Below are 21,870 nucleotides of genomic sequence, written 5' to 3'. Positions count from 1 at the left end.
AAGGCAGGCGACGGCCGGCCCCTCCGCTTCTTTCGTGCCAAAATATCCTGGGGGAGCGCGGAACGCGCGGGGGCAAAGCCCCCAAGGGGCTTGCCGCCTAGTCCTGTCGGGGGGCGGAAAGCACCCGATCCTCCTGGGCGATGAAGTGTTCCATCATCATTCGCCAGAGTTGTTCCGCCAGGTCGGGATCCAGCCCCGCCTCTCCCGCCAAATGCCTGGCATTTGCGGCGACTTCCTCGACACGGCTGTCAATCCGGGCGGGCAGGTTTTCCTGGGTTTTGATCCTTGCCGCTTCGTCGATCAAGGCCGAGCGTTCTGCCAAAAGCGCCACAAGCCGAGCGTCGAGAGCGTCGATGCGCGCGCGTAATGCGGGCATGGCGGAGTCGGGCGGCAATTCGGGTTCGGGACAGCTCATACCTGTCCAATGCCCCGCCCCGGTCGTGGGTGCAAGCCCGGCTGTGACGAAAATATCGCATCAGGCTGGGATTTCCGCCAGGTCCGGAACAGCGTCGTGAGAATCGGCGTTTTGATCCCGACTGGAGCCAAGGACTCCAGAAAGATCGAGAGGTCATCAGATGAAGACTGTCAGCTTTGTGATCAATGTGGGTTTCGGTCTGGGCCTGGCGCTTGGCGCGGTGGCGCTTTTGCTTTTCTGACCTTGCCCTAGTCCGTCCGGCTTTGAAGCAGTTATGTAAAAACCCCCGGTCTGCTATCCGGGGGTTTTCGTGTTTTCCGTCGAGGTTCAGCCTTGCGGCTGGGGTGACGCGTCCGGTGAGGGTTTGGTGCCGCCAGCCCTTGGGATCGCGCTGACCGAGGGGATCGAGGAAGCCGGCGATTCCTGTTCGTCGCCCAGCGACTCGCCCCGGATCACCCGGCCGATATCTTCGCCAGTCAGCGTCTCATATTCCAGCAAACCTTTGGCCAGACGCTCGAACTCTTCCTCTTTCTCCGTCAGGACGCGGTAGGCGATCTGATAGCCCTCTTCGATCAGGTCACGGACCTCTTGCTCGATCATCTCCTTGGTCGCAGCCGAGACCGAGAAGCCGCCGGTATTGCCGGAATAGCCCTCGTGCGCCTCGGCATAGTCGATATTGCCGACCTTGTCGGACATGCCCCAGCGCATGACCATGGCACGAGCAAGCTGGCTGGCTTGCTGGATGTCGCCAGCCGGGCCGTTCGAGACGCCCTCTTCGCCATATTTGATGATTTCGGCCGCCTTGCCCGCCATGGTCATGGCAAGCTTTTGCTTGGCTTCATCCTTGTGATAGTTCAGCCGGTCCATCTCGGGCAGCGAAACCACCATGCCAAGTGCCCCGCCGCGCGGGATGATCGTCGCCTTGTAGACCGGATCGCATTTCGGCATGGACAGGCCCACGATGGCATGGCCGGCCTCATGATAGGCGGTCTTTTCCTTCTGCTCGGGCGTCAGAACCATGCTGCGGCGCTCGACCCCCAGCATGACCTTGTCCTTGGCGTTCTCGAAATCTTCCATGGTCACGAAGCGGCGACCGATACGTGCGGCCGTCAGCGCAGCCTCGTTTACAAGGTTCATCAGATCCGCGCCCGAAAAGCCGGGGGTGCCGCGGGCGATGATCCGCAGGTCCACGTCGGGTCCGACCGGCACCTTGCGTGAATGCACGCCCAGAATCTTTTCCCGGCCCTTGATGTCGGGGTTCGGGACATAGATCTGGCGGTCGAATCGGCCGGGGCGCAAAAGTGCGGGGTCCAGCACGTCCTTGCGGTTAGTGGCGGCGATGATGATGACGCCCTCGTTGGCATCGAAACCATCCATTTCGACCAGCAACTGGTTCAGGGTCTGCTCACGTTCGTCGTTGCCGCCGCCGATTCCCACGCCACGGGCACGGCCCACGGCGTCGATTTCATCGATGAAGACGATACAGGGGGCAGATTTCTTGGCCTGTTCGAACATGTCGCGGACACGCGACGCGCCCACGCCGACGAACATCTCGACGAAATCCGACCCCGAGATGGTGAAGAAGGGCACGCCGGCCTCGCCTGCGATGGCGCGGGCGAGCAGGGTCTTGCCCGTGCCGGGCGGGCCGACGAGCAGCGCGCCTTTCGGGATCTTGCCGCCCAGCCGGCTGAATTTCTGCGGATTGCGCAGGAATTCCACGATCTCCTCAAGCTCTTCCTTGGCTTCGTCGATCCCGGCCACATCATCGAACGTGACGCGGCCGTGCTTTTCGGTCAGCAGCTTGGCGCGAGACTTGCCAAAGCCCATGGCTCCGCCTTTGCCGCCGCCCTGCATCCGGTTCATGAAGAATATCCAGACACCGATCAGCAGAATAAAGGGCAGCCAGACGCCCAGCAGCGACATAAAGCCCGATTGCTGCTGGCGTTCGACCCGAACATCGACGCCCTGGTCGATCAGGCGGCTTGCCAGTTCCTCGCCCTGTGGCCTGACGGTGGCGTATTGGCTGCCGTCCTTGGTGGTGATGGCGACATTTTCCCCATCTATGATGACGGCACTGATCTCATCCTTTTCCACCCGCTGGATGAAATCGGAATAGCTGATCTGGCGGCTGTTCATCTGGGCCGATCCGTCGCTGAACAGATTGAACAGCGCCAGGATCATCAGAAACAGGACCACCCAGAAGGCGATATTGCGCGCATTGCCCAAAGGCATGTCCTCCGCGGGTAAACTGGCTTCAGCTTGAAAATAGGGATTCCGGCGGCAGGTTCAATGCGTATAGAGCAAAGCGCGGAATTCCTTGAGCCCGCGCAGCGGCTTTGCGCCGTAATCCGGGGTGGGATGCAGGGTCGGCGCGGCAATCAATTTCCCGCGCGCCCAAATACCGGGGCTTGCCGCCGCCTCGTCCCGCATCAGCCCCGCGGCGCGCCAGTCCAACCCGGGCAACGGCTCATGGCCAACAGCGCGTACCTGCTGGCCGGGCTGCAAACCGTGAACTTTCCAGCGCCGGTCCCAGATCATGGCCCCCCCCTCGCCTGCGGGGCTGCGCAGGGCGGCGGCGGGTTCACGGATCAGCCACAGAAATCCGTCGCGGGGCTCGACGATCACCCCGTCCAGCGTCAGCCGGGCATCCCCTTCCAGTTCAGCCAGCGCATGCAGCACCGGGCCGCGCCGAGGCGGATAATCGCCGCCGCCGACAAAGCGAAGCCCCGCCACAAGAAGTCGCCGCCGAATCTCCAAGGGCGCCGTGCGAAAGGCATCCAGCGGCAGCGCCAGCGATCCAGCGCGGGATTGGGCGCCCTCGGCTACCTTTGCCGCAAAGTCGCACAGTGCATCCCGTGCCATGGCAAGGTTTTCCGCCGATTGCGCCAATTGCGGCATCGGCAAGCCCAGCACGGCGATGGCCTTGCGCATCCGCACACGCTCATAATCCGGGTTCTCGTTCGAGGGGTCGTCTGCCCAAGTCAGTTCGCGCGCCATCAGCCATTGCCGCAGATCGGCGCGTCCGACCCCCAGCAGGGGGCGCAGCCAGGTGATGCCGAAAGCCTCGCGCACGGGTGCCATGGCCGACAGGCCATCCACACCGGCCCCCCGGTTCAGGCGCATAAGCAAGGTCTCGGCCTGATCGTCCAGCGTGTGGCCCAAAAGCACGGCGGACAGGCCATTCCGCCGCGCCCAGTCTGCCAGCAGTTGCAACCGGGCCTCGCGGGCGGCAGCCATCAGATTGCCGTCGCCGCGGCGGGTCCATTGCAGGATTTCATGGGGGATGCCCAAGGCGGCGGCGGCAAGCCCGGCCTCCCGCGCCTCTTGGGTCGAACCGGGGCGCAAACCGTGATCGACCGTCGCCGCCGACAGGCGTGCGCGGCCCCAGCCATGGGCGAGATGCATCAATGCGGTGGAATCGCCGCCCCCCGACAGGGCAATGCCAAGCGTGGGACAGGCGCCGGCCAAGTCATCCAGCGCGGCATGAACCCGCGCCTCGACCGGGTCAGCCGTCATCCGCCAGATCCGCCGCGGCCTCAGGATCCATATCCTCGGCCGATCCTTGGACGGGCGCATCGCAGCCGGTATCGGCTATGCGCCGCTCTGCCTCGGCGGCCTGCGGCGCGTTGGGAAAGCGGGTGATGATTTCCTGAAGATAGAAGCACGCTTCCTGCGGCCCAGCCTTGGCGGACATAGCCCGCGACAGGCCCAAAAGCGCGTCCGCCGCCTGCGGCCCATCCGGATTGGCCGCAAAGCTTTCCAGCCAGGCGATGCCCGCGCCGTCAAGATCGCCTGCGGAATCCAGCGCCGCGCCGCGCAGGAACAGCGCCTGGGCGGTCAGTGGGCCACCAGCATGGGTTTCGGCAATGGCCGCAAAGAGCTCTGCAGCAAGACGAAAGTCACCTTGACCGAGCACCTCCTGGGCCCGGTCGAAATCAGCCTTTTCCGCCGCGGTCACGGCTGCCCCGGCAGAAGGGGTGGTCACGGGTTGCCGAAGGGCGCCCTGTTGGTTCGAGGACGGTAGGGCGTTCGCCCCCCCCTGCTCACCCAGGGTCGGAGTGGTCAGGCTGCCCAGATCGCAGCCCTCCTCCATCTCGCACAGGCGGAACTCGATATCGCCGATGCGGGTGGTGCCGTCCCTGACGATCCGGTCGATGCGGTTTTGCAACTGCTCGGTCTGGCCGGTCAGTTGCGCCAGCCGCGCCTCCATCGCGTTCATGCGGTCGATGGCACTGTCGCCGCCCGCCGCCGCGAACCCGGCAGGACCCGAGGCGACCAGTTGCGCCCGCAGCGATTGCAGATCGGCCGAAAGCTGGTTCAGCTCGGTTCGAATATCGGCCAGACTCTGCGCATCCTGCGCCGCAACCGGCAGCGCAGCCAGCACGAACCCCGCCGCTAGAAGCAGCCGGCGCATCACATGCCCGCCCCGGGACTGACCACCGTCACGGCCCGGCGGTTCTTGGTAAAGCATTCCTCGGTCGAGCAAATGGCCAGCGGGCGTTCCTTGCCATAGCTGACGGTGCGCAACCGGCCCGGCGCGATACCTTGCGAGATCATGTATTCCTGAACCGAGTTCGCCCGACGCGCGCCCAGCGCGAGGTTGTATTCACGGGTGCCCTGTTCATCCGCATGGCCCTCGATCACGGCAGCGAAGCCCTGATTCTGGTTCAGCCATCCGGCCTGATTGGCAAGGATCATCCGGGCCTCGGGCGTCAGCGTGGACTGGTCCAGCGGGAAAAGAACGGTGTCGCCGACGGCGGCCTTGAAATATTCGGCCGTGCCGGGCAGCGCATTTACGCCAACCCCACCGGGACCGCCCGCCCCGGCATAGGGGTCCTGAATCCGCATGTCCTGCGCCGGCCGGGCACAGGCCGCCAGCGCGAGAACGGCGCCGATTGCGGCAATTTTCATGAAAGTTTTCATAATCCTGTCCATCTCACGCGCTTCAGGGCAGCAGCGGTCCCCAGTCGGGATCCGAAGCGGCGCCATTGATCTTGACCGGACGCATGTTGCGCCCCGTGATATCCACCGAATGCAGGCGTGGCTGGCCGTCGCCGCCCGGAGTCACCCGCGTGAACATCACAACGCGCCCATTGGGGGCCCAACTCGGGCCCTCGTCAAGGAACGATTCCGTCAGCATTTTCTCTTCCGAACCATCGGTGCGCATGACACCGATGTGGAACTTGCCGCCCACCTGCCGGGTAAAGGCGATCATATCGCCACGCGGCGACCAGACCGGGGTGCCATAGCGCCCCTCGCCAAAGCTGATCCGCTTCGGCTCACCGCCGTTCGCACCCATGATGTAAAGTTGTGGCGTGCCCGAGCGATCGCTTTCAAAGACGATCTGCTTGCCGTCCGGGCTATAGCTGGGCGAAGTTTCGATCGAGGGCGCGTTGGTCAGCGCCCGCTGCGCCCCGGTCGCAGCATCCATCTGGTAGATGTCGGAGTTGCCGCTTTTCTCCAGCGAATAGACGATCCAGCGCCCGTCCGGCGAAAAGCGGGGCGAAAAGCTCATCGTGCCTTGCTCGGCCGCGCCCAACTGCCGGGTGGCCAGCGAGTTCACGTCCATCATCATGGCTTGCGGGAAGCCGGTCGCATAGCTGGTATAAAGCAGCCGCGACCCATCAGGCGAAAAGCGCGGCTTCAACACCAGCGTGGAATCGTCGCTTAGCCATTTCACGTTGGCACCGTCGTAATCCATGATGCCGATGCGCTTGCGGCGGGCGTCCTTGGGGCCGTTTTCCTGCACAAAGACGACACGGCTGTCGAAATAGGGCCCTTCGCCCGTCAGCCGCGAATAGACCTGATCGGCGGCCTTGTGCGCGGCGCGGCGCCAATTGCCGGTGCCCGCGTCGAACTGCATTCCGTCGCCCAGCGGCTGCCCGGCAAAGACGTCGAACAGCCGGAACTTGACGATGACCTTGCCGCCCTCGACCCGAACCGCGCCGGTGATCAGAGCCTGTGCGTTGATCGCCTTCCAATCCTCGTAAGAGACCGGCGCATCAAAGCTTTCCGGCCGGGCGATATGGGCGCTGGCCGGGATTTCGCGGAACAGACCCGTGCCGGTCAGATCGGCAGCGATCAGTTCCTGCACCTGTGTCACATATTCGCCAGCACCGCCCTCGTCGTGAAACCGGGCGATGGCAAAAGGCATCGGCTCGATCACCCCATCGGTGATCTCGATCCGCAATGGGCCGTCCTGAGCCAGTACCGGCGCGGCAAGACCAAAGCCGGCAAGGGCCATGACGGAGGTCAGAATGAGTTTACGCAACATGAATCGCCCTCTGGAGGTCTTGGTTGCAGGATAAAGCGTTGCGCGGCAGGACACCATGTCACTTTACCCGCGCCCCGCCGCTGGCGTTGAAGTCGATGATAACGTCTTTCCAGCGGTTGTATTTCTCGGCCGGCAAGTCATAGCCGCCCCGCTCGCACATCAGGATCGCGCGACGCGCGGCCTCATATGCCTGTTTCGCCGCCGCGTCCGAGCCGCCTTCATGGCCGATCATGCGCAACGAGCTTTTTTCCACCGTGCCGTCCGGCGCCATCGAGAAGCGCACCGAAACCGTGGTCCGCGACGCCTCCGTCGAAAGCGAGCCCCGGTTCCAGCATTGCTCGACCGCAACGCGGAAGCCGTCCTTTTCGCCCTGGCTCAACGGAGGTCCGCTGGCCGCAGCCCCACCGCCACCCGAGCCGCCCGAGCCCTGATCCTCCATCGCCTCTTTCAGCGCGGCCTGCTTGGCGGCCTCGGCAGCCTTGCGCTCGGCCTCGGCCTGTTCCTTGGCCTTGGCTTCGGCGGCGGCTTTCTCGGCTGCCTGCTTTTCGGCGGCAGCTTTCTCGGCGGCGGCTTTTTCCTCGGCCTCCTTGCGGGCTTTCGCCTCGGCGGCCTTTTTCTCGGCTTCAGCCTTTTCTGCCGCAGCCTTTTCCGCAGCCGCTTTTTCGGCGGCGGCTTTTTCGGCAGCGGCGCGACGGTCAGCCTCGGCTTTGCGTTCAGCGGCGCGTTTCTCGGCGGCGGCTTGGTCGGCGGCAGCCTTATCGGCCGCTTCTGCCGCGGCCTGACGGCGCGCGCGCTCTTCGGCATCGCTGCTCTGGCGGGCCGCTTCTGCTTCGGCACGGCGGCGTTCGGCCTCGCGGCGCTCTTCCTGGTCGCGTTCCTCGGCGGCACGGCGGGCGGCGGCCTCTTCGGCATTCGCGGCGGCAGCACGCTCGGCCGCAGCCTCGGCTTCTTGCCGGGCCAGCAACTCGTCACGCTGACGCGCCGCTTCGGCCGCCTGACGACGGGCCTGCACGGCCTCGGCCAACCCTTCCGGGCGACCGCGCGGGCGCGCCGATTCAGCCGGAGCTTGCGCCGAACGTTGTGGGATCGGCGCGGGCGATTGCGACTGCGCAGGGTTGCGCGCCGGATCGGGCCGGTCATTGCTTTGCGGCAGCGCCGCCAGTTCAATCGTATTTTCTGGCTCTTCGGGACGCGGCGCATCGGTCACGACAGCGACCGGCCGGCTGGGCGTCTGGAAATCCGACAGATCGGGTCGCGCTTCGGGCCGGGCCGAGGGCGTGGTCAGTTCGGCGGCCTGTGCATCGGGGGCGGGCGGGCTGACGGCCTCGACCTCTCCCAAGCGATTCTCGTCGGCAGGCGGGCGCGGCTGGGCCGGCGTGGTCGCAGCGGCATCGGAGACGGGCCCACGGCCCGCAGCGGCGGCGGCAAGCGACTGGAATTCAGCCTCGGACATGGTCGCGACCTCGGCCATGCGCACGGCCTCCAGCGGTTGCGGCCGAAACAGCGCGCCGCCGACCAGCGCCGCGCCCAGCAGCCCTGCGTGGGCGACCCCCGAAACCCAAAAGCCGATGCGCTCCGCCCGATCCATGGGATCAGCCTTCCACGCCTGCGTCCATCCGCGGCCCGCCGGCCTCGGTTACCAGGACGATATTGTTGAAACCGGCCGCGTTCAGCGCGCCCATGACCTCCATGATCCGGGCATAGGGGATCGAGCCATCGGCACGCAGATAGATCTTGTCGCTTTGCCGTTCAGCGGCCACCGCGCGCAGGCGGGTGACCAGTTCATCCTGGGGCACTTCGCTGGTCATGACCAGGATCGGGCCCTCGGGTGTGACCGAGATGCTCAGCGGTTCTTCGGGCTCGGCGGGCACGGCCTGAGCGGCGGTCTTGGGCAGTTCCAGCGGCACGCCCACGGTCAACAGCGGCGCCGCCACCATAAAGATGATCAGCAGCACCAGCATCACGTCCACAAAGGGCGTGACGTTGATCTCGGCCATCGGCTGGCTGCGGGCGCGGCCCCTGCCGTTGCGCGCGCGCTTGACGACCCCGGCACCCATTATTCGTCGTCCAACTGGCGCGAGAGGATGGTCGAGAACTCATCGGCAAAGGTCTCGTATCCGCTGGTCAGACGGTCGGCATCGGCGCTGAGCTTGTTGTAAAAGATCACCGCCGGAATGGCCGCCAGCAGACCCAGTGCGGTGGCCACCAGCGCCTCGGCAATCCCGGGCGCAACGACGGCAAGCGAGGTATTCTGCGAAATCGCAATCTCTTCGAAGGCGGTCTTGATCCCCCAGACGGTGCCGAACAGCCCGATAAACGGCGCGGTCGAACCCACCGTGGCCAGGAAAGGCAGGCCGCGTGTCAGCCGGTCGTTTTCGCGATTGATGGTGACGTTCATCGCACGGTCGATCCGCGCGGTGACGCCGGCGATCAGGTTGCCGTCGTCGCGGTGACTGCGCCGCCACTCTGCCATGCCCGAGGAAAAGATACGTTCGGCCGGCCCCGTAGGCGTTTCGCCGATGCGATCATAAAGATCGTCCAGCGGCTGGCCCGACCAAAAGGCACGGTCGAACCGGTCCGCCTCACGCCGAGCGGCGTTGTAGGCGATGAATTTCTGAATGATGATCGCCCAGGCCCAGAACGAGGCCAGGATCAGGATCACCATGACGATCTGGACGGTCAGCGAGGCGCGCGCAAAAAGCGCGATAAGTGAAAAATCGACCGGCTGCCCGGCTCCGGCGAGTTGTTCCATGGAATTCGGCCTGTCCTTTGGGCCGCTGACATGCGGCTTCTGCTAAAGGCCAGTTAGCAGAACCGTCCACGGGAACAAGCCCGGCGCGCGTCAATTCTGCGTCAAATACCCGCGAGATCGGCATCCCGCAGCAGCGACGCCACCCGCGCCGGAATGCGTGCGGGACGCCCGGCACCGCCCACGCAGGCCAGCGTGACGCGGGCCTGAAACAGCAATTGACCGTCGCGCGCAATCGCCTGGTCCAGCACGATCCGTGCCGGGCTCAACCCATGCAGGCGGGATTGGACATCCAGCAGATCATCGAAACGGGCGGGCGACAGGTAGTCAGCTTCGACCCGACGCACGGCAAAGACCAGCCCCTCGCGCTGCAAGGCCGACTGATCCACGCCCAGTTCGCGCAGCCATTCCGACCGCGCGCGCTCGATGAACTTCAGGTAGTTCGCGTAATAGACGATCCCCGCCAGATCGGTATCCTCATAATAGATGCGGATCGGGAAACGGTGCATGATGCCTCAAAAAGCTTGGAAAAGGGCGGGTCCCCCTGCCCCCGACTTACAGGACGAAAGTGCAGAAACCGTCAAATCTGCCGGCTCACACGTGCGGCCAGCCGCAGCGCATGCGCAGGATCGGTCGCCACGGCAGGCATCACCGGATCATAGGCAGCCCGGATCAGCGCCGCCAGTTCGCGCGTCGGCGTGACATCGCGGGCAAAGCTCAGCATGGCACGCACGGCCACGGTCTCGGCCAACTGACCGGGGTGGGCATCGGCCAGCCGCCCGCCCATATTCACGAAACCGATGCAGGCCCGGATGGTCCCATCGGCGTCAAAGCGGAACAGCCGGTACTGATCGGCACCGCTGCCCTGCAGCCGCGCCGCGAGATCGGGTTGCCCGGTCAGACCCTCAATATCGGGCAGATCCCCCAACTCCTGCCAATCGCGCAGAAAGAAGGTCATCAGATTCGCACCCATCTCCGGGTCCGTTTCGGCGATCGGATGGCGGGCATGAGCCAGCACCGCCCGCGTGGCATCGCGAAACACCGCCAGGCTTTCGTCGGCCAGGCCAAAGATGACCGGCGCCACCGGCCGCCCCCAGCGCGCGCAAAGAAAGCGCCCCTCGCGGGTAAACAGGCTGGCGATGGTATCGGGGTTCATAAGGGTCTGCGTCATGGCGCGACTTTAGCCCGCACCAAGGGCAGAGAAAAGCACCCCGCAAACAGGGCGGGGCGTTGCTTGCTCTGCGGCTGGCGGCACAATGTCACCTTGCCCCCATGAGAAAACGGCACCATGGGAACCCAACGCCCCGCTTGGGAATTTCCCTGTAAAATGAGGCATGCCATGACAGACATCTTTATCCGACGTGCCTATGATCCGCCCCTTCCCTCAGAGGGCCGCAAGGTGCTGGTGGACCGCCTCTGGCCCCGTGGGATAAAACGCGAGGATCTGGGGGCCGATCTTTGGCTCAAAGAGATCGCACCGTCGAACGAATTGCGGCATTGGTACAACCACGAACCCGAGAAGTGGCCCGAGTTCCGCCGCCGCTACGGTGCGGAACTGGACAGCAATCCCGGCCCCTTGCGCGAATTGCGCGAGATGATCGGCAAGGGGCCGGTCACGCTGCTTTATAGCGCCAGGGACCGCGAGCATAACAACGCCGTCGCCCTGCGCGACTATCTGGCTCAGTAACCCAGGGTTGCCGCATCGGGCCGGCGCGGGTCCGATGCGCCGTAAAGCGTCCTCGTCTGCGGGTCGCGCATGATCGACTGGGTCGAACCCATCGCCTCTTTGACCGTGACGTCATGCCCTTTGGCCTGCAAGATGCGGATGGTGTCCAGGCTGATCCCCTCTTCCATGCGCAACTCGTCAGGCAGCCATTGATGATGGATGCGCGGGGCAGTCGAGGCCTCGGCCACGTTCATGCCATGGTCGACCATGTTCATGATCACCTGCAGCACGGTGGTGATGATCCGCGCCCCACCGGGCGAGCCGGTGACCAGCCAGACCTTGCCATCCTTCAGCACCATCGTGGGCGTCATCGATGACAGCGGCCGCTTGCCCGCCTCCACCGCATTGGCATCCCCGCCGACCAGGCCAAAAGCGTTAGGCACGCCCGGCTTGGCCGAAAAGTCGTCCATCTCATTGTTCATCAGGACGCCGGTGCCCTCGGCCACCAATCCCGAACCGTAATTCAGGTTGATCGTATAGGTGTTCGAAACCGCGTTGCCATCCTTGTCCACCACCGAAAAATGCGTGGTCTGGTCGGATTCGTAAGGCGCCAGATCCGCCGGCCGGATCATGACCGAGGGGGTGGCGAAATCGGCGCTGATCTTGCGGCGCATCTCGATGGCATAGTCCTTGCTGGTCAGCGCCGCGACAGGGACATCGACGAAATCCGGGTCGCCCAGATATTCCGAACGGTCGGCATAGGCCAGCTTCATCGCCTCGGCCATCAGGTGAATGGTCTCGCCCGAGTTTTGCCCCAGCGCGCCTATCGGATAGCCCTCCAGCGCATTCAGGATCTGGATCAGATGCACCCCGCCCGAAGAAGGCGGCGGCATCGAGACCACCTCATGCCCGCGATAGCTGCCGCGTACCGGCTCGCGCTCGACCGGCTTATAGGCGGCCATGTCCGCAGGGGTGATAAGACCGCCTGCCTCTTGCACCGCCTTGGCGATGGCGGCGGCAACCTCTCCGTTGTAGAATCCATCCGGCCCCTCGGCGGCGATCTTCTTCAGCGTGCTCGCTAGGTCAGTCTGCACCAAACGGTCGCCCGGCCGATAAGCCCCACCGTCCGGTTTGAAGAAAATCTTTGCGCTGGCGGGAAACTTCTCCAGATGCTCACGCTCGGCCTCGATGCTGTCGGCAAGCTCGGGGGTCACGACAATGCCTCCCTCGGCCAGACGGATGGCCGGAGCAATCACCTCAGCCCAATCCATGGTGCCATATTTATCCAGCGCCAATTTCATGCCCGCCACCGTCCCCGGCACGCCCGAGGCCGCGCCGCTGTAAAGCGACTTTCCGCTGTCGGCCTCGCCCCCCGCATCCAGGAACATGTCACGCGAGGCGCCCTGTGGCGCCATCTCGCGATAGTCGATGGCATGGGTTTGGCCGGTTTCTGCCTCATGGACCAGCATGAAACCGCCGCCGCCGATATTGCCCGCACGCGGCAAGGTCACAGCCAACGCAAATGCCACTGCCACGCCGGCATCCGTGGCATTGCCGCCTTTGGCCAGTATGTCACGGCCGATCTCGGCGGCCAGACGTTCCTGAACCGAGACCATGCCGCTCTCGGCCCAGACGGGATGGATGCGATCCATCACATCGAAGATGGCCGCTTCCTGCGCACCGGCAGAAAACGCCATGCTGCCACCCAGCACGAAAGCCGCCATGCGGCCCATTCCGACGATTCGATCCTTCATGGCGCTCTCCACCCAGCCTTTTCCGGCCAAGCCTAGCAGCACAATGGCTTGGATCAAAAAGCCGAATTCATACGGATGCGCCAACCCGCAAGTCGTGACAAGGGTATTTGGCAACGGAGAAGACCTGCGCCGCACCCTATTTGCCAAGCCTCTGCGTGCTTCTTCGTTGTAAAAATACCCAAAGTGCGGCCGTTACGCCTGGCGCCTTATCCGGTGTTTTTCACCGCGGTTGTCTTGGCCGTTTTTTTCGCGGCAGGCTTTTTCGTCGCAGGCTTCTTTGCAGCAGGTTTCTTTTCGGCAGGCTTCTTCGCCGGTTTTTTTCCCGATTTCGAGGCTTTCTCTGCGATCAGTTCCAGCGCACGCTCCATCGTGACGGCACCGGGTTCCAGATCGCGGGGCAACGTCGCATTCACCTTGCCCCATTTGACGTAAGGCCCATAGCGGCCGTTCATCACCTGCACCGGCCCGCCTTGGGGATGCTCGCCAAGCTCAGCCAGCGGAGCGACCGCAGCCGCCCTCCCCCGCGATTGCTTGGACGCCAGCACCTCGACCGCGCGGTTCATGCCGATGGTGAACACCTCGTCCACATCCGGCAGGTTGGCGTATTTCGCACCGTGCTTCACATAGGGGCCATAGCGGCCGATCCCGGCCTCCACGGGTACGCCGTCTTCGGGATGCGGACCAATCTCGCGCGGCAAGGCCAGTAGTGCCAACGCACGCTCCAGATCGACCGAGGCCAGTTCCCAGCCTTTGGGTATCGAGGCACGTGGCGGTTTCGGGTTTTCGGCCGTTGCCTCGCCGCGTTGGACATAAGGGCCGAAGCGTCCGTTCTTCAGACTGATCTCATCACCACTATCGATGCCCAGTACGGCATCGCCGACCACCTCGGCATCGGGCGAGCTGATCGGGCGGGTAAAGCGGCATTCGGGGTAATTCGTGCAGCCGATAAAGGCCCCGCCAGAGCGCGCCGTTTTCAGATGCAGCCGCCCCTTGTGGCACAGCGGACATTCGCGCGGGTCCGAACCGTCGGGCCGTGGCGGATAAAGATGCGGGGCCAGCGTTTCGTCGATCGCCTCCAGCACCTCGCTGATGCGCAGTTCGGACGTCCCCTCCAGCGCCGCCGTGAAGTCACGCCAAAACCGGCGCAGAACCTCGCGATAGGCGCGCTCGCCCGAGGAGATGTCGTCAAGTTCGCCTTCCAGATTGGCGGTGAAGTCATAGCTGACGTAGCGCGGGAAATATTTCAGCAGAAAGATCGTGACCAGCCGCCCCTTGTCCTCGGGGATCAGCCGGTTCTGATCCTTGCGAACATAGTCGCGGTCCTGAATGGTCGTGACGATGCTGGCATAGGTCGAAGGTCGGCCAATTCCCAACTCTTCCATCCGCTTGACCAGCGTGGCCTCCGTATAGCGCGGGGGCGGTTGGGTGAAATGCTGCTCGGGCGTGACGGAACGCCGCTCGCTCTGTTCGCCCTCTTCGATCAACGGCAGGCGGCGACCGTCCTCGTCCTCATCATCGTCACGGCCCTGATCGTAAACCTTCAGAAACCCGTCGAACAACATGACCTGCCCGTTGGCGCGCAGCCCCACCTGTCCGTCCGCCGAGCCGATCTCGACCGTGGTGCGCTCCATCCGGGCCGATTCCATCTGGCTGGCAATGGTGCGCTTCCAGACCAGGTCATAAAGCGCCTTCTGATCCTTGTCCGCGACCGGCAGCCTGTCGGGCGACAGCATCATGTCGGTCGGCCGGATGCATTCATGCGCCTCTTGCGCGTTCTTGGCCTTGTTCTTGTACATGCGCGGCGATTTTGGCAGGTATTGTTCACCGAATCGCTTCTTGATGGCGTCGCGCGCCGCCATCACGGCCTCGGGGGCCATATCGATCCCGTCGGTCCGCATATAGGTGATATGCCCAGCCTCATAAAGTCGCTGCGCCGCCGACATGCAGGCCCGCGCGCCAAGGCCCAGCTTGCGGCTGGCCTCCTGTTGCAGGGTCGAGGTCATGAAGGGGGGCCACGGATTGCGGCTGGCGGGCTTGGCGGCCACACTCAGAACCTTCAATTCGCGCGAGGCGATGGCGGCAACCGCCAGCTTCGCCTGTTCCTCGTCGGCCAGATCGAAGCGTTCCAGCTTCTTGCCGCCAAACACGGTCATCGCCGCATCGTATTCGTCGCCCCGGGGCGTTGCCAGACGGGCATGGACCGACCAGTATTCACGGGCTCTGAAGGCCTCGATCTCCATCTCGCGGTCGACGATCACCCGCAATGCGACCGACTGCACACGACCCGCCGATTTCGCGCCGGGCAGCTTGCGCCACAGAACCGGGGACAGGTTGAAACCGACCAGATAATCCAGCGCCCGACGCGCCAGATAGGCATCGACCAACGGCTGGTCGATCTGGCGCGGATTGGCCATGGCTTCGGTCACTGCGGCTTTGGTGATGGCGTTGAAGGTAACGCGGCTGACCTCCGCCCCTTTTTTCAGCGCCGGCGCAAGCGTTTCCAGCAAGTGCCACGAAATCGCCTCGCCCTCGCGATCAGGGTCGGTGGCCAGGATCAGATTGGGGTCCGAGGCCAACGCGTCCTTGATCGCCTTGACGTGCTTCTTCGATTCCGAGGCGACCTCCCATTTCATGGTGAAATCCGCCTCGGGATCGACGCTTCCGTCCTTGGGCGGCAGGTCGCGCACATGCCCGAACGAGGCCAGAACCGTATAGTCGTCACCCAGATATTTGTTGATCGTTTTGGCCTTGGCCGGAGACTCAACGACGACGACAGGCATGAAAATTCCTTCGCTTGATTCGGCGCCGGAACATGGGCATCGCCCGGCGAACTGTCAACGCCGGGCTTCTTTCGTGACCAAATATCCTGCGGGGGTCCGGGGGCGCAAAGCCCCCGGCTATGACATCAGACCTTGTCAGACCCCATCGCCGACAAAGGCTTTTTCGACCACGAATTCCTTGGGATCGCTGTTGGCGCCCTCGCGCAGACCGAAACCTTCCAGCACCGCTTTTACGTCGGTGTTGAATGCCAGACTGCCACAGATCATGGCGCGATCATTTGCCGCATCCATCGGCGGCAGGTTCAGATCGGCGAATACCTTGCCCGAGGTCAGGTTGTCCGTGATCCGGCCCATGTATTGCGTCTGCTCCCGCGTGGTCGTGGGGTAATACAGCAGGCGACTGGCGAATTCCTCGCCGTAAAGTTCGCCCAGCAGCGGATCGTGGCGCAGGTTCTCGACCAGTTCGCGGCCATAGGCCAGTTCGTCCGCGGTGCGGCAGGTATGCATCATGATGACCTGCTCGCAGCGCTCATAGGTTTCGGGATCGCGCATCAGGCTGGCAAAGGGCGCGATGCCGGTGCCGGTCGCCAGAAACCACATGCGTTTGCCGGGCAGCAGCGCGTCCAGCACCAGCGTCCCCACCGGCTTGGGGCGCAGGATGATCTGGTCGCCCGGCTGGATGTTCTGCAGCCGCGAGGTCAGCGGGCCATCCGGCACCTTGATCGAATAGAACTCGAGCTCATCGTCCCAGTTGGGCGAGGCGATGGAATAAGCGCGCAGGATCGGTTTGCCGTTGTCGTCCGGCAGGCCGATCATGACGAATTCACCCGAACGGAAACGCAGGCTGGCGGGGCGCGTTACGCGGAACGAGAACAGCCGGTCGGTCCAGTGCCTGACCGAGGTCACGGTTTGGGCATCGGGCAGCGTCTTGGCAGGTTTGGCGGCGAGGTCCACGGAAAGATCCAGTGTCATGTTCGGGTCCCGGTTTATCTAATGCATGAGAAGGCGGGGCGAAACCCCGGGGTTCAGCCGGCAAGCCGCGACCGATGGTCCCAGTCCTGCCAGTCGGCACGAAAGAGCCACTGGTCCTGCGGCTGGCGTTCAGCCAGCGCGGCGGGGATCTGGACCTCGTCAAAGCCGACGCGGCGCGCCATGGCATATTGGTCGGAAATCAGCGCACCCACGGCGCGCAGCCGGCCCTTGTAACCTTTTTCGCGCAGGATACGGGCCAGCGAAAAACCGCGCCCGTCGGTCATCGCCGGAAAGTCGATGGCGATAAGCTGCTGGTCCAGATAGCCCTCCAGGCTGGCCCGATCGGTGTCCGGCGCCAGCACAACGGGTTCGGCCCCGTCATGGGGATGAAATCCGTCATCGCGGACCAGAATGAATTCGCTCATGCCTTCGCTCCTACACGGACCATGCGCCCGCCGATGAAATGGATGCCGCATTCGGTCTTTTGGCTGCCCCGCCAGCGACCGGCGCGCGGATCCTCGCCGGCTTTGACCGGAGAGGTGCAGGGCGCGCAACCGATCGATGCATAGCCCCGTGCGACCAGAGGATGACGCGGCAGATTGTTTTCGGCCATATAGTCCTGCACGTCCTGCGGACGCCAGTGCGCCAGCGGATTGATGCGCAGCCGCGAAGGGGGCTCGGATTCAAAGAACTCAAGCTGCTGCCGCTCGCCGCCCTGAAACCGCTTGCGGCCCGTGATCCAGGCATCGAATCTTCCCAGTTCACGTTCCAGCGGGATGGTCTTGCGGAAATCGCAGCAAGCATCCGTATTGAACTGATGCAAGGTGCCGTCGGGGTCGTTCAGCGCCACCTCGCGTTCGGTGGCGCGGATCACCCGCACATCGGTCAGCTTCAGCTTTTCGGTCACTTCCAGCTGATAATCCAGCGTTTCCTGGAAAAGCATCATCGTATCGATGAACAGCACCGGCGTCCCGGGCGCCACGACCGAAACCATGTGCAACAGCACCACCGATTCCGCCCCAAAGCTGGACACCAAGGTCGTCTGGCCCAGATCGGGGTCGCGCAGCGCACGCCGCAGGACCTCGGTCGCGGCGTGATGCCTGTAGCGATCGTTCAGCCGCGTCGCGCGGGCATCCAGCGTCTGATCAAGCATCGGCCGGATACAGCGCCGCTTTGAACGGAGCCACCCCTAGCCGACGATAGGCGTCGATGAAGCGCTCCTGAGGCGATTCACGCAGTTCCAGATAGGCGTCGACCAGCCGGTTGATGGCCGGGACGACCTCTTCTGCGGGAAAGCCCGCGCCGGCACGCTGTCCTAGCGTCGGGGTCTCATACCCGTCGCCGCCAAGCGTGATCTGGTAGTTCTCGACCCCCGCCCGGTCCAGACCAAGAATACCGATATGGCCCAGATGGTGATGGCCGCAGGCGTTGATGCAGCCCGAGATGCGGATCTTCATCTCGCCGATCTCGTCCTCAAGGCCGCGGGCGCGGAAATGCGCGGCGATGTCCTTGGCGATCGGGATCGAGCGTGCGGTCGCCAGCGTGCAATAATCCATGCCGGGGCATGCGATGATGTCCGTGATCTTGCCGGCATTGGCCGTGGCCAGCCCCGCTTCGCGCAGCGCGGCATAGATTTCGGTCAGGTCGGCCTTGCGAACATGCGGCAGGACCAGGTTCTGGTCATGGTTCACGCGGATGTCGCCATGGGCCAGCCGCTCGGCCAGATCGGCAACCAGCCGCATCTGATCGGCGCTCATGTCGCCCGGCGTTTCGCCCGGCCCCTTCAGGGTGATGATGGCGCTGGCATAGCCCGGGATGCGGTGCGGATGCAGGTTGGTGTCGGTCCAAGACCGAAAGGCGCCGTTTGCCGCGCGCGCCGCCTCATAGCCCTCGACGGGCGCATCGAGGAACTCGGGCGGTGCGAACTGGGCGCGCAGGCCGTTCAGGATTTCCTGATCCAGCCCCGAGAACTGCTGGCGGCGGCGCAGGAATTCCTCTTCGATGTCGGCCCGCATCACCTCAAGGCCACGCTCGGCCACGGTGATCTTGATCCGGGCCTTCCATTTGTTGTCGCGGCGGCCGGTCAGGTTATAGACAGCAAGGATCGCCTCCAGATAAGGCAGCAGATCAGCCTGCGGCAGGAACTCGCGCACCACCTGCCCCAGATGGGGCGTCCGACCCAAACCGCCGCCGACCCAGACCTGAAAGCCCCGCACGCCGTCCTGCTCGACAATGCGCAACCCGATATCATAGGCCGAAACCGCCGAGCGGTCCTGTTTGCCGGCCGAGACCGAGATCTTGAATTTGCGCGGCAAGAACTGAAATTCGGCGTGGTCGGTGGACCAGCGGCGCACAAGCTCGGCCCAGGGGCGCGGATCTTCCAACTCGTCGGCCGCCGCGCCGGCAAAGGCATCGGCGTTGATGTTGCGGATGGTGTTGCCCGAAGTCTGGATGCTGTGGATGCCGACCGAGTTCAGCGCTTCCATGGAATCGGGGATGTCGACCAGCTTGTGCCAGTGGAACTGGATATTGGTCCGGGTGGTGAAATGCCCATAGCCCCGGTCCCAACGATCGGCGACATGGCCCAGCATGCGCAACTGATCCGGCGTAAACGCCCCATAGGGAATCGCCACCCGATACATATAGGAATGAAGCTGCAAATAGACGCCGTTCATCAGCCGCAGAGGGCGGAACTCCTCTTCGGTCAGGCTGCCGTCCAGTCGGCGTTCGACCTGCCGGCGGAACTGCTGGGCGCGGTGGCGCAGGTATTCGCGGTGCTGGTCGTTATGCTGGGGACGCGCATCAAACATTGCTGGCCTCGAGTTCGGTCTGGGCGAATTCGGCTTGCTTGCCGTGGAAATAGTTGGAAGGCCCCCGGCGGCGGAACGCCTCGCGGAAATGCGTGGGCTCGGGGCATCCATCGGGCCCGCGACGGGCCTCGGCCAGATAGGGCCCGACAACGACGCTTGCCTGCGCGATGGCGTCAAGAAGGGCCAACTCGGCAATGGCCTCGTCTTCGAACAGCTCTGCCTCGCGCGGATCGGCGGTCCAGTCGCCGTCACGCATCCACACGCAATGACCCTGACGCAGGTCATTCGCAGTGATGACGGCGGGGGTGGCGGGGGACGGGGTGAAGCCTTTGGACATGGCCTTTGCCTTTCGTTTTCTCTGGTATCTATATAGAAAAAAATCCCCCATATTGACGAGTAGGGCGGAAAAATAAGAAACATCTTCGCATATCAGCAGGGCTGCAAGGACCAGGTTTCAGCATGAGCGACAACAGACAAACACCTATCCGGCTGGACGACACCGACCGCAAAATCCTGTCCCTGCTGCAAGAGGACGCCACCCTGTCGCTGGACGATATCGCAGCGCGGGTGGGGGCGTCAAAGACCCCGGTTTGGAACCGGATTCGCAAACTGCGCGAGGCGGGGGTGATCAGGGCCCAGGTCGCACTGCTTGATCCCGACGCGCTGGGGTTGGATGCCTGCTTTTTTGTGCTGATCCGCACCAGCGAGCACGATCCCGAATGGGCGCGCCGCTTCCTTGCCGCCGTGCGCGCCCGCCCCGAGGTGATCGAGGCGCATCGGCTGGCGGGGGATATCGACTATATCCTCAAGGTACGGGTGCGAAATGCCCGCGCCTATGATCGCTTCTATCAGGCGCTGATTTCCGAGGTGAAGATCCATAACGTCACCGCCTTGCTTTCGATGGAGGAACTGAAGGTGACGACGGCGCTTCCCTTGGACTAGGCGGCGCATATGGCGCGGTTTTATGGGTATTTAAGCAACAGAGAAAGGTTCAGGCCAGCGCCCTGAGCGCACGGGGCAGCGCATCGGCGAAAGCATCCATCTCGGCCTCCGGCCCACAGGAAACACGGATGCAGCGATCCATCGGCGCGACACCGGGCATGCGCACGAAGATACCCTCTAGCGCCAGCGCATCAAGCAAGGCGCGGGCAAAGGCGCCGTCCCGGCCACAATCGATCGCGACGAAATTCGTGGCCGAAGGTAATGCAACCAGACCGTTCGCGCGGGCGATATCTCCGATGCGGCTCCGGGCGGCAGCGGTGGCAGCACAGATATGGGCCAGCCAGTCCTGATCCTCCAGCGCTGCCAACACGCCGATCTGGGCGATGCGGTTGATACCGAAATGGTTCCGAATACGGTCGAATCCGGCAATCAGCTCTGCCGGGCCGATGGCGTAGCCGATCCGCGCGCCCGCCATGGCGTAAGCCTTGGAAAAGGTGCGGAAGCGGATCACCCGCCTATCTTGCGGATCTATCCGCGGAATCGCCTCTGCGGGCGCGAATTCGGCATAGGCTTCATCCAGAATCAGCAGGCTGCCCGATGGCAGATCGTCGAGCATGGCCTCGATCCTGATGCCAACGTGCCAACTACCCATGGGATTGTCGGGATTGGCCAGGTAGACCAGCCGCGCCCCTGTTTCGCTAGCCGCAGCGATCAGGGCATCGGGGTCCTCGGCGTGATCGCGGTAAGGCACCTTGTGCAACCGGCCACCGAAACCCGCGACATGATAGTTGAAGGTCGGATAGGCGCCGTCCGAGGTTACCACCACCTCGCCCGGCGAAACCAGTAGCCGGACCAAAAGGCCCAGAAGCCCGTCGATCCCTTCCCCCAGCATCACGTTCTCTGGCTGCACGCGGTGATGTCCTGCCAATGCATGGCGCAGGTCATGGCTGTCGGGATCGCCGTATTTCCAGACCTCCGCGGCCGCGCGCGCCATGGCCTCGATTGCCCGGGGAGACGGGCCAAAGCCGTTTTCATTAGCACCCAGCCGGGCACGGAACGGCGCACCGCGTAGGCGCTCCAGCGTCTCGGGGCCGGTGAAGGGAACCGTCGCGGGCAGCGCGGCTGCAATCGGGGTAAAACGCAATCGAGTCATGCGAGCACAGAAACCGCAATCCCGCCAGACGCGCAAGAGCGTCCCGTCCTCAAAGCTTCTTTCGTGCCCAAATATCCCGGGGAGTCGCGCGGCACGCGCGACGGGGCAGAGCCCCTAGAATGCCTTGAAGGTCATCGTCGTCAGCGTTCGCACGATGTGCGGGATGTCGAACAGCGAGTCGGAAAGGTAGCGTCCAACATCCTGATCCTCGGGCACATAGACCTTGGCCAGCAGGTCGTAATCGCCCGAGGTCGAGTAAAGCTCGCTCACGATCTCGCGGTCGTAGATCGCATCGGCGACCTCATAGGTCTTGCCGGGTGAACAACGGAACTGAACGAAAACCGGGCGCATCGGG

22 protein-coding genes are annotated in these 21,870 nt (G+C 63.9%); 2 read left to right on the top strand and 20 right to left on the bottom strand.

The window, feature by feature from the left end; all coding sequences use genetic code 11:
• Positions 1-97: 97 nt before the first annotated feature.
• The 11 genes from JWJ88_RS02505 to JWJ88_RS02455 form a co-directional block, all read right to left on the bottom strand.
• Positions 98-415: a chorismate mutase gene (locus JWJ88_RS02505; protein WP_205294549.1), complete on the bottom strand. Its 318-nt coding sequence runs from the start codon at positions 413-415 to the stop codon at positions 98-100.
• A 327-nt stretch (positions 416-742) separates the two neighbouring features.
• The gene (ftsH, locus tag JWJ88_RS02500; protein ID WP_322985071.1) at positions 743-2,641 is read right to left on the bottom strand and encodes an ATP-dependent zinc metalloprotease FtsH; all 1,899 of its coding nucleotides are present in this window, start codon (positions 2,639-2,641) and stop codon (positions 743-745) included.
• Positions 2,642-2,701: 60 nt separating this feature from the next.
• The gene (gene tilS / locus JWJ88_RS02495; protein WP_205294547.1) at positions 2,702-3,931 is read right to left on the bottom strand and encodes a tRNA lysidine(34) synthetase TilS; all 1,230 of its coding nucleotides are present in this window, start codon (positions 3,929-3,931) and stop codon (positions 2,702-2,704) included.
• Complete coding sequence (locus JWJ88_RS02490) at positions 3,921-4,829, bottom strand: tetratricopeptide repeat protein (protein WP_205294546.1); 909 nt, start codon at positions 4,827-4,829, stop codon at positions 3,921-3,923. The genes tilS and JWJ88_RS02490 overlap by 11 nt, the downstream gene beginning before the upstream one ends.
• Positions 4,829-5,326, bottom strand: a complete 498-nt coding sequence (gene pal / locus JWJ88_RS02485) for a peptidoglycan-associated lipoprotein Pal (protein ID WP_240200177.1) — start codon at positions 5,324-5,326, stop codon at positions 4,829-4,831. Before pal ends, JWJ88_RS02490 begins: the two co-directional genes overlap by 1 nt.
• A 34-nt stretch (positions 5,327-5,360) precedes the next feature.
• On the bottom strand, positions 5,361-6,689 hold the full coding sequence (gene tolB, locus JWJ88_RS02480) for a Tol-Pal system beta propeller repeat protein TolB (protein ID WP_205294544.1): 1,329 nt from the start codon (positions 6,687-6,689) through the stop codon (positions 5,361-5,363).
• 58 nt (positions 6,690-6,747) lie between these two features.
• Positions 6,748-8,277 carry a cell envelope integrity protein TolA gene (gene tolA, locus JWJ88_RS02475; protein WP_205294543.1) on the bottom strand — a complete coding sequence of 510 codons (1,530 nt, stop codon included), beginning with the start codon at positions 8,275-8,277 and terminating at the stop codon, positions 6,748-6,750.
• A gap of 4 nt (positions 8,278-8,281) precedes the next feature.
• Positions 8,282-8,746, bottom strand: a complete 465-nt coding sequence (locus JWJ88_RS02470) for an ExbD/TolR family protein (protein WP_205294542.1) — start codon at positions 8,744-8,746, stop codon at positions 8,282-8,284.
• Positions 8,746-9,441, bottom strand: coding sequence for a protein TolQ (gene tolQ / locus JWJ88_RS02465; protein WP_205294541.1), 696 nt, complete (start codon positions 9,439-9,441; stop codon positions 8,746-8,748). The genes JWJ88_RS02470 and tolQ overlap by 1 nt, the downstream gene beginning before the upstream one ends.
• 101 nt (positions 9,442-9,542) lie before the next feature.
• A complete protein-coding gene (gene ybgC / locus JWJ88_RS02460; protein ID WP_205295098.1) occupies positions 9,543-9,950 on the bottom strand; it encodes a tol-pal system-associated acyl-CoA thioesterase in 408 nt (135 codons plus the stop codon).
• Positions 9,951-10,018: 68 nt separating this feature from the next.
• A complete protein-coding gene (locus JWJ88_RS02455) occupies positions 10,019-10,609 on the bottom strand; it encodes a hypothetical protein (RefSeq protein ID WP_205294540.1) in 591 nt (196 codons plus the stop codon).
• 168 nt (positions 10,610-10,777) lie between these two features.
• Between JWJ88_RS02455 and JWJ88_RS02450 the strand changes: the two genes are divergently transcribed.
• Positions 10,778-11,125, top strand: a complete 348-nt coding sequence (locus JWJ88_RS02450; RefSeq protein WP_205294539.1) for a DUF488 domain-containing protein — start codon at positions 10,778-10,780, stop codon at positions 11,123-11,125.
• Here JWJ88_RS02450 and ggt read toward each other — a convergent pair.
• From ggt to JWJ88_RS02415, 7 genes are all read right to left on the bottom strand, one after another.
• On the bottom strand, positions 11,119-12,858 hold the full coding sequence (ggt, locus tag JWJ88_RS02445; protein WP_205294538.1) for a gamma-glutamyltransferase: 1,740 nt from the start codon (positions 12,856-12,858) through the stop codon (positions 11,119-11,121). The genes JWJ88_RS02450 and ggt overlap by 7 nt on opposite strands.
• Positions 12,859-13,064: 206 nt before the next feature.
• Positions 13,065-15,638 (bottom strand): type I DNA topoisomerase, encoded by a 2,574-nt coding sequence (topA, locus tag JWJ88_RS02440; protein ID WP_205294537.1) that lies wholly within the window; start codon positions 15,636-15,638, stop codon positions 13,065-13,067.
• A gap of 135 nt (positions 15,639-15,773) precedes the next feature.
• Positions 15,774-16,610 (bottom strand): ferredoxin--NADP reductase, encoded by an 837-nt coding sequence (locus JWJ88_RS02435; RefSeq protein ID WP_205294536.1) that lies wholly within the window; start codon positions 16,608-16,610, stop codon positions 15,774-15,776.
• A gap of 53 nt (positions 16,611-16,663) precedes the next feature.
• Positions 16,664-17,035, bottom strand: coding sequence for a DUF934 domain-containing protein (locus JWJ88_RS02430; RefSeq protein ID WP_205294535.1), 372 nt, complete (start codon positions 17,033-17,035; stop codon positions 16,664-16,666).
• On the bottom strand, positions 17,032-17,763 hold the full coding sequence (locus JWJ88_RS02425; RefSeq protein WP_205294534.1) for a phosphoadenylyl-sulfate reductase: 732 nt from the start codon (positions 17,761-17,763) through the stop codon (positions 17,032-17,034). The genes JWJ88_RS02430 and JWJ88_RS02425 overlap by 4 nt, the downstream gene beginning before the upstream one ends.
• Entirely contained in the window at positions 17,756-19,420 is a 1,665-nt protein-coding gene (locus JWJ88_RS02420; RefSeq protein ID WP_205294533.1) for a nitrite/sulfite reductase, read from the bottom strand. Before JWJ88_RS02420 ends, JWJ88_RS02425 begins: the two co-directional genes overlap by 8 nt.
• Positions 19,413-19,757, bottom strand: a complete 345-nt coding sequence (locus JWJ88_RS02415; protein ID WP_205294532.1) for a DUF2849 domain-containing protein — start codon at positions 19,755-19,757, stop codon at positions 19,413-19,415. The genes JWJ88_RS02420 and JWJ88_RS02415 overlap by 8 nt, the downstream gene beginning before the upstream one ends.
• Positions 19,758-19,879: 122 nt before the next feature.
• On the opposite strand from JWJ88_RS02415, the gene JWJ88_RS02410 reads away from it, so the two are divergent.
• Positions 19,880-20,362: an Lrp/AsnC family transcriptional regulator gene (locus tag JWJ88_RS02410; RefSeq protein ID WP_205294531.1), complete on the top strand. Its 483-nt coding sequence runs from the start codon at positions 19,880-19,882 to the stop codon at positions 20,360-20,362.
• A 49-nt stretch (positions 20,363-20,411) separates the two neighbouring features.
• On the opposite strand, the gene JWJ88_RS02405 is transcribed toward JWJ88_RS02410, so the two are convergent.
• Complete coding sequence (locus JWJ88_RS02405) at positions 20,412-21,515, bottom strand: pyridoxal phosphate-dependent aminotransferase (protein WP_205294530.1); 1,104 nt, start codon at positions 21,513-21,515, stop codon at positions 20,412-20,414.
• A gap of 114 nt (positions 21,516-21,629) precedes the next feature.
• Positions 21,630-21,866: an Lrp/AsnC ligand binding domain-containing protein gene (locus tag JWJ88_RS02400; protein ID WP_205294529.1), complete on the bottom strand. Its 237-nt coding sequence runs from the start codon at positions 21,864-21,866 to the stop codon at positions 21,630-21,632.
• Between the last annotated feature and the right edge of the window lie 4 nt (positions 21,867-21,870).

Origin of the sequence: Paracoccus methylovorus (assembly GCF_016919705.1) — a bacterium.
Classification (GTDB): Bacteria; Pseudomonadota; Alphaproteobacteria; order Rhodobacterales; family Rhodobacteraceae; genus Paracoccus; species Paracoccus methylovorus.
Note: the sequence above shows the minus strand (reverse complement) of the source record. Positions and strands in the feature narration are given on the sequence as shown.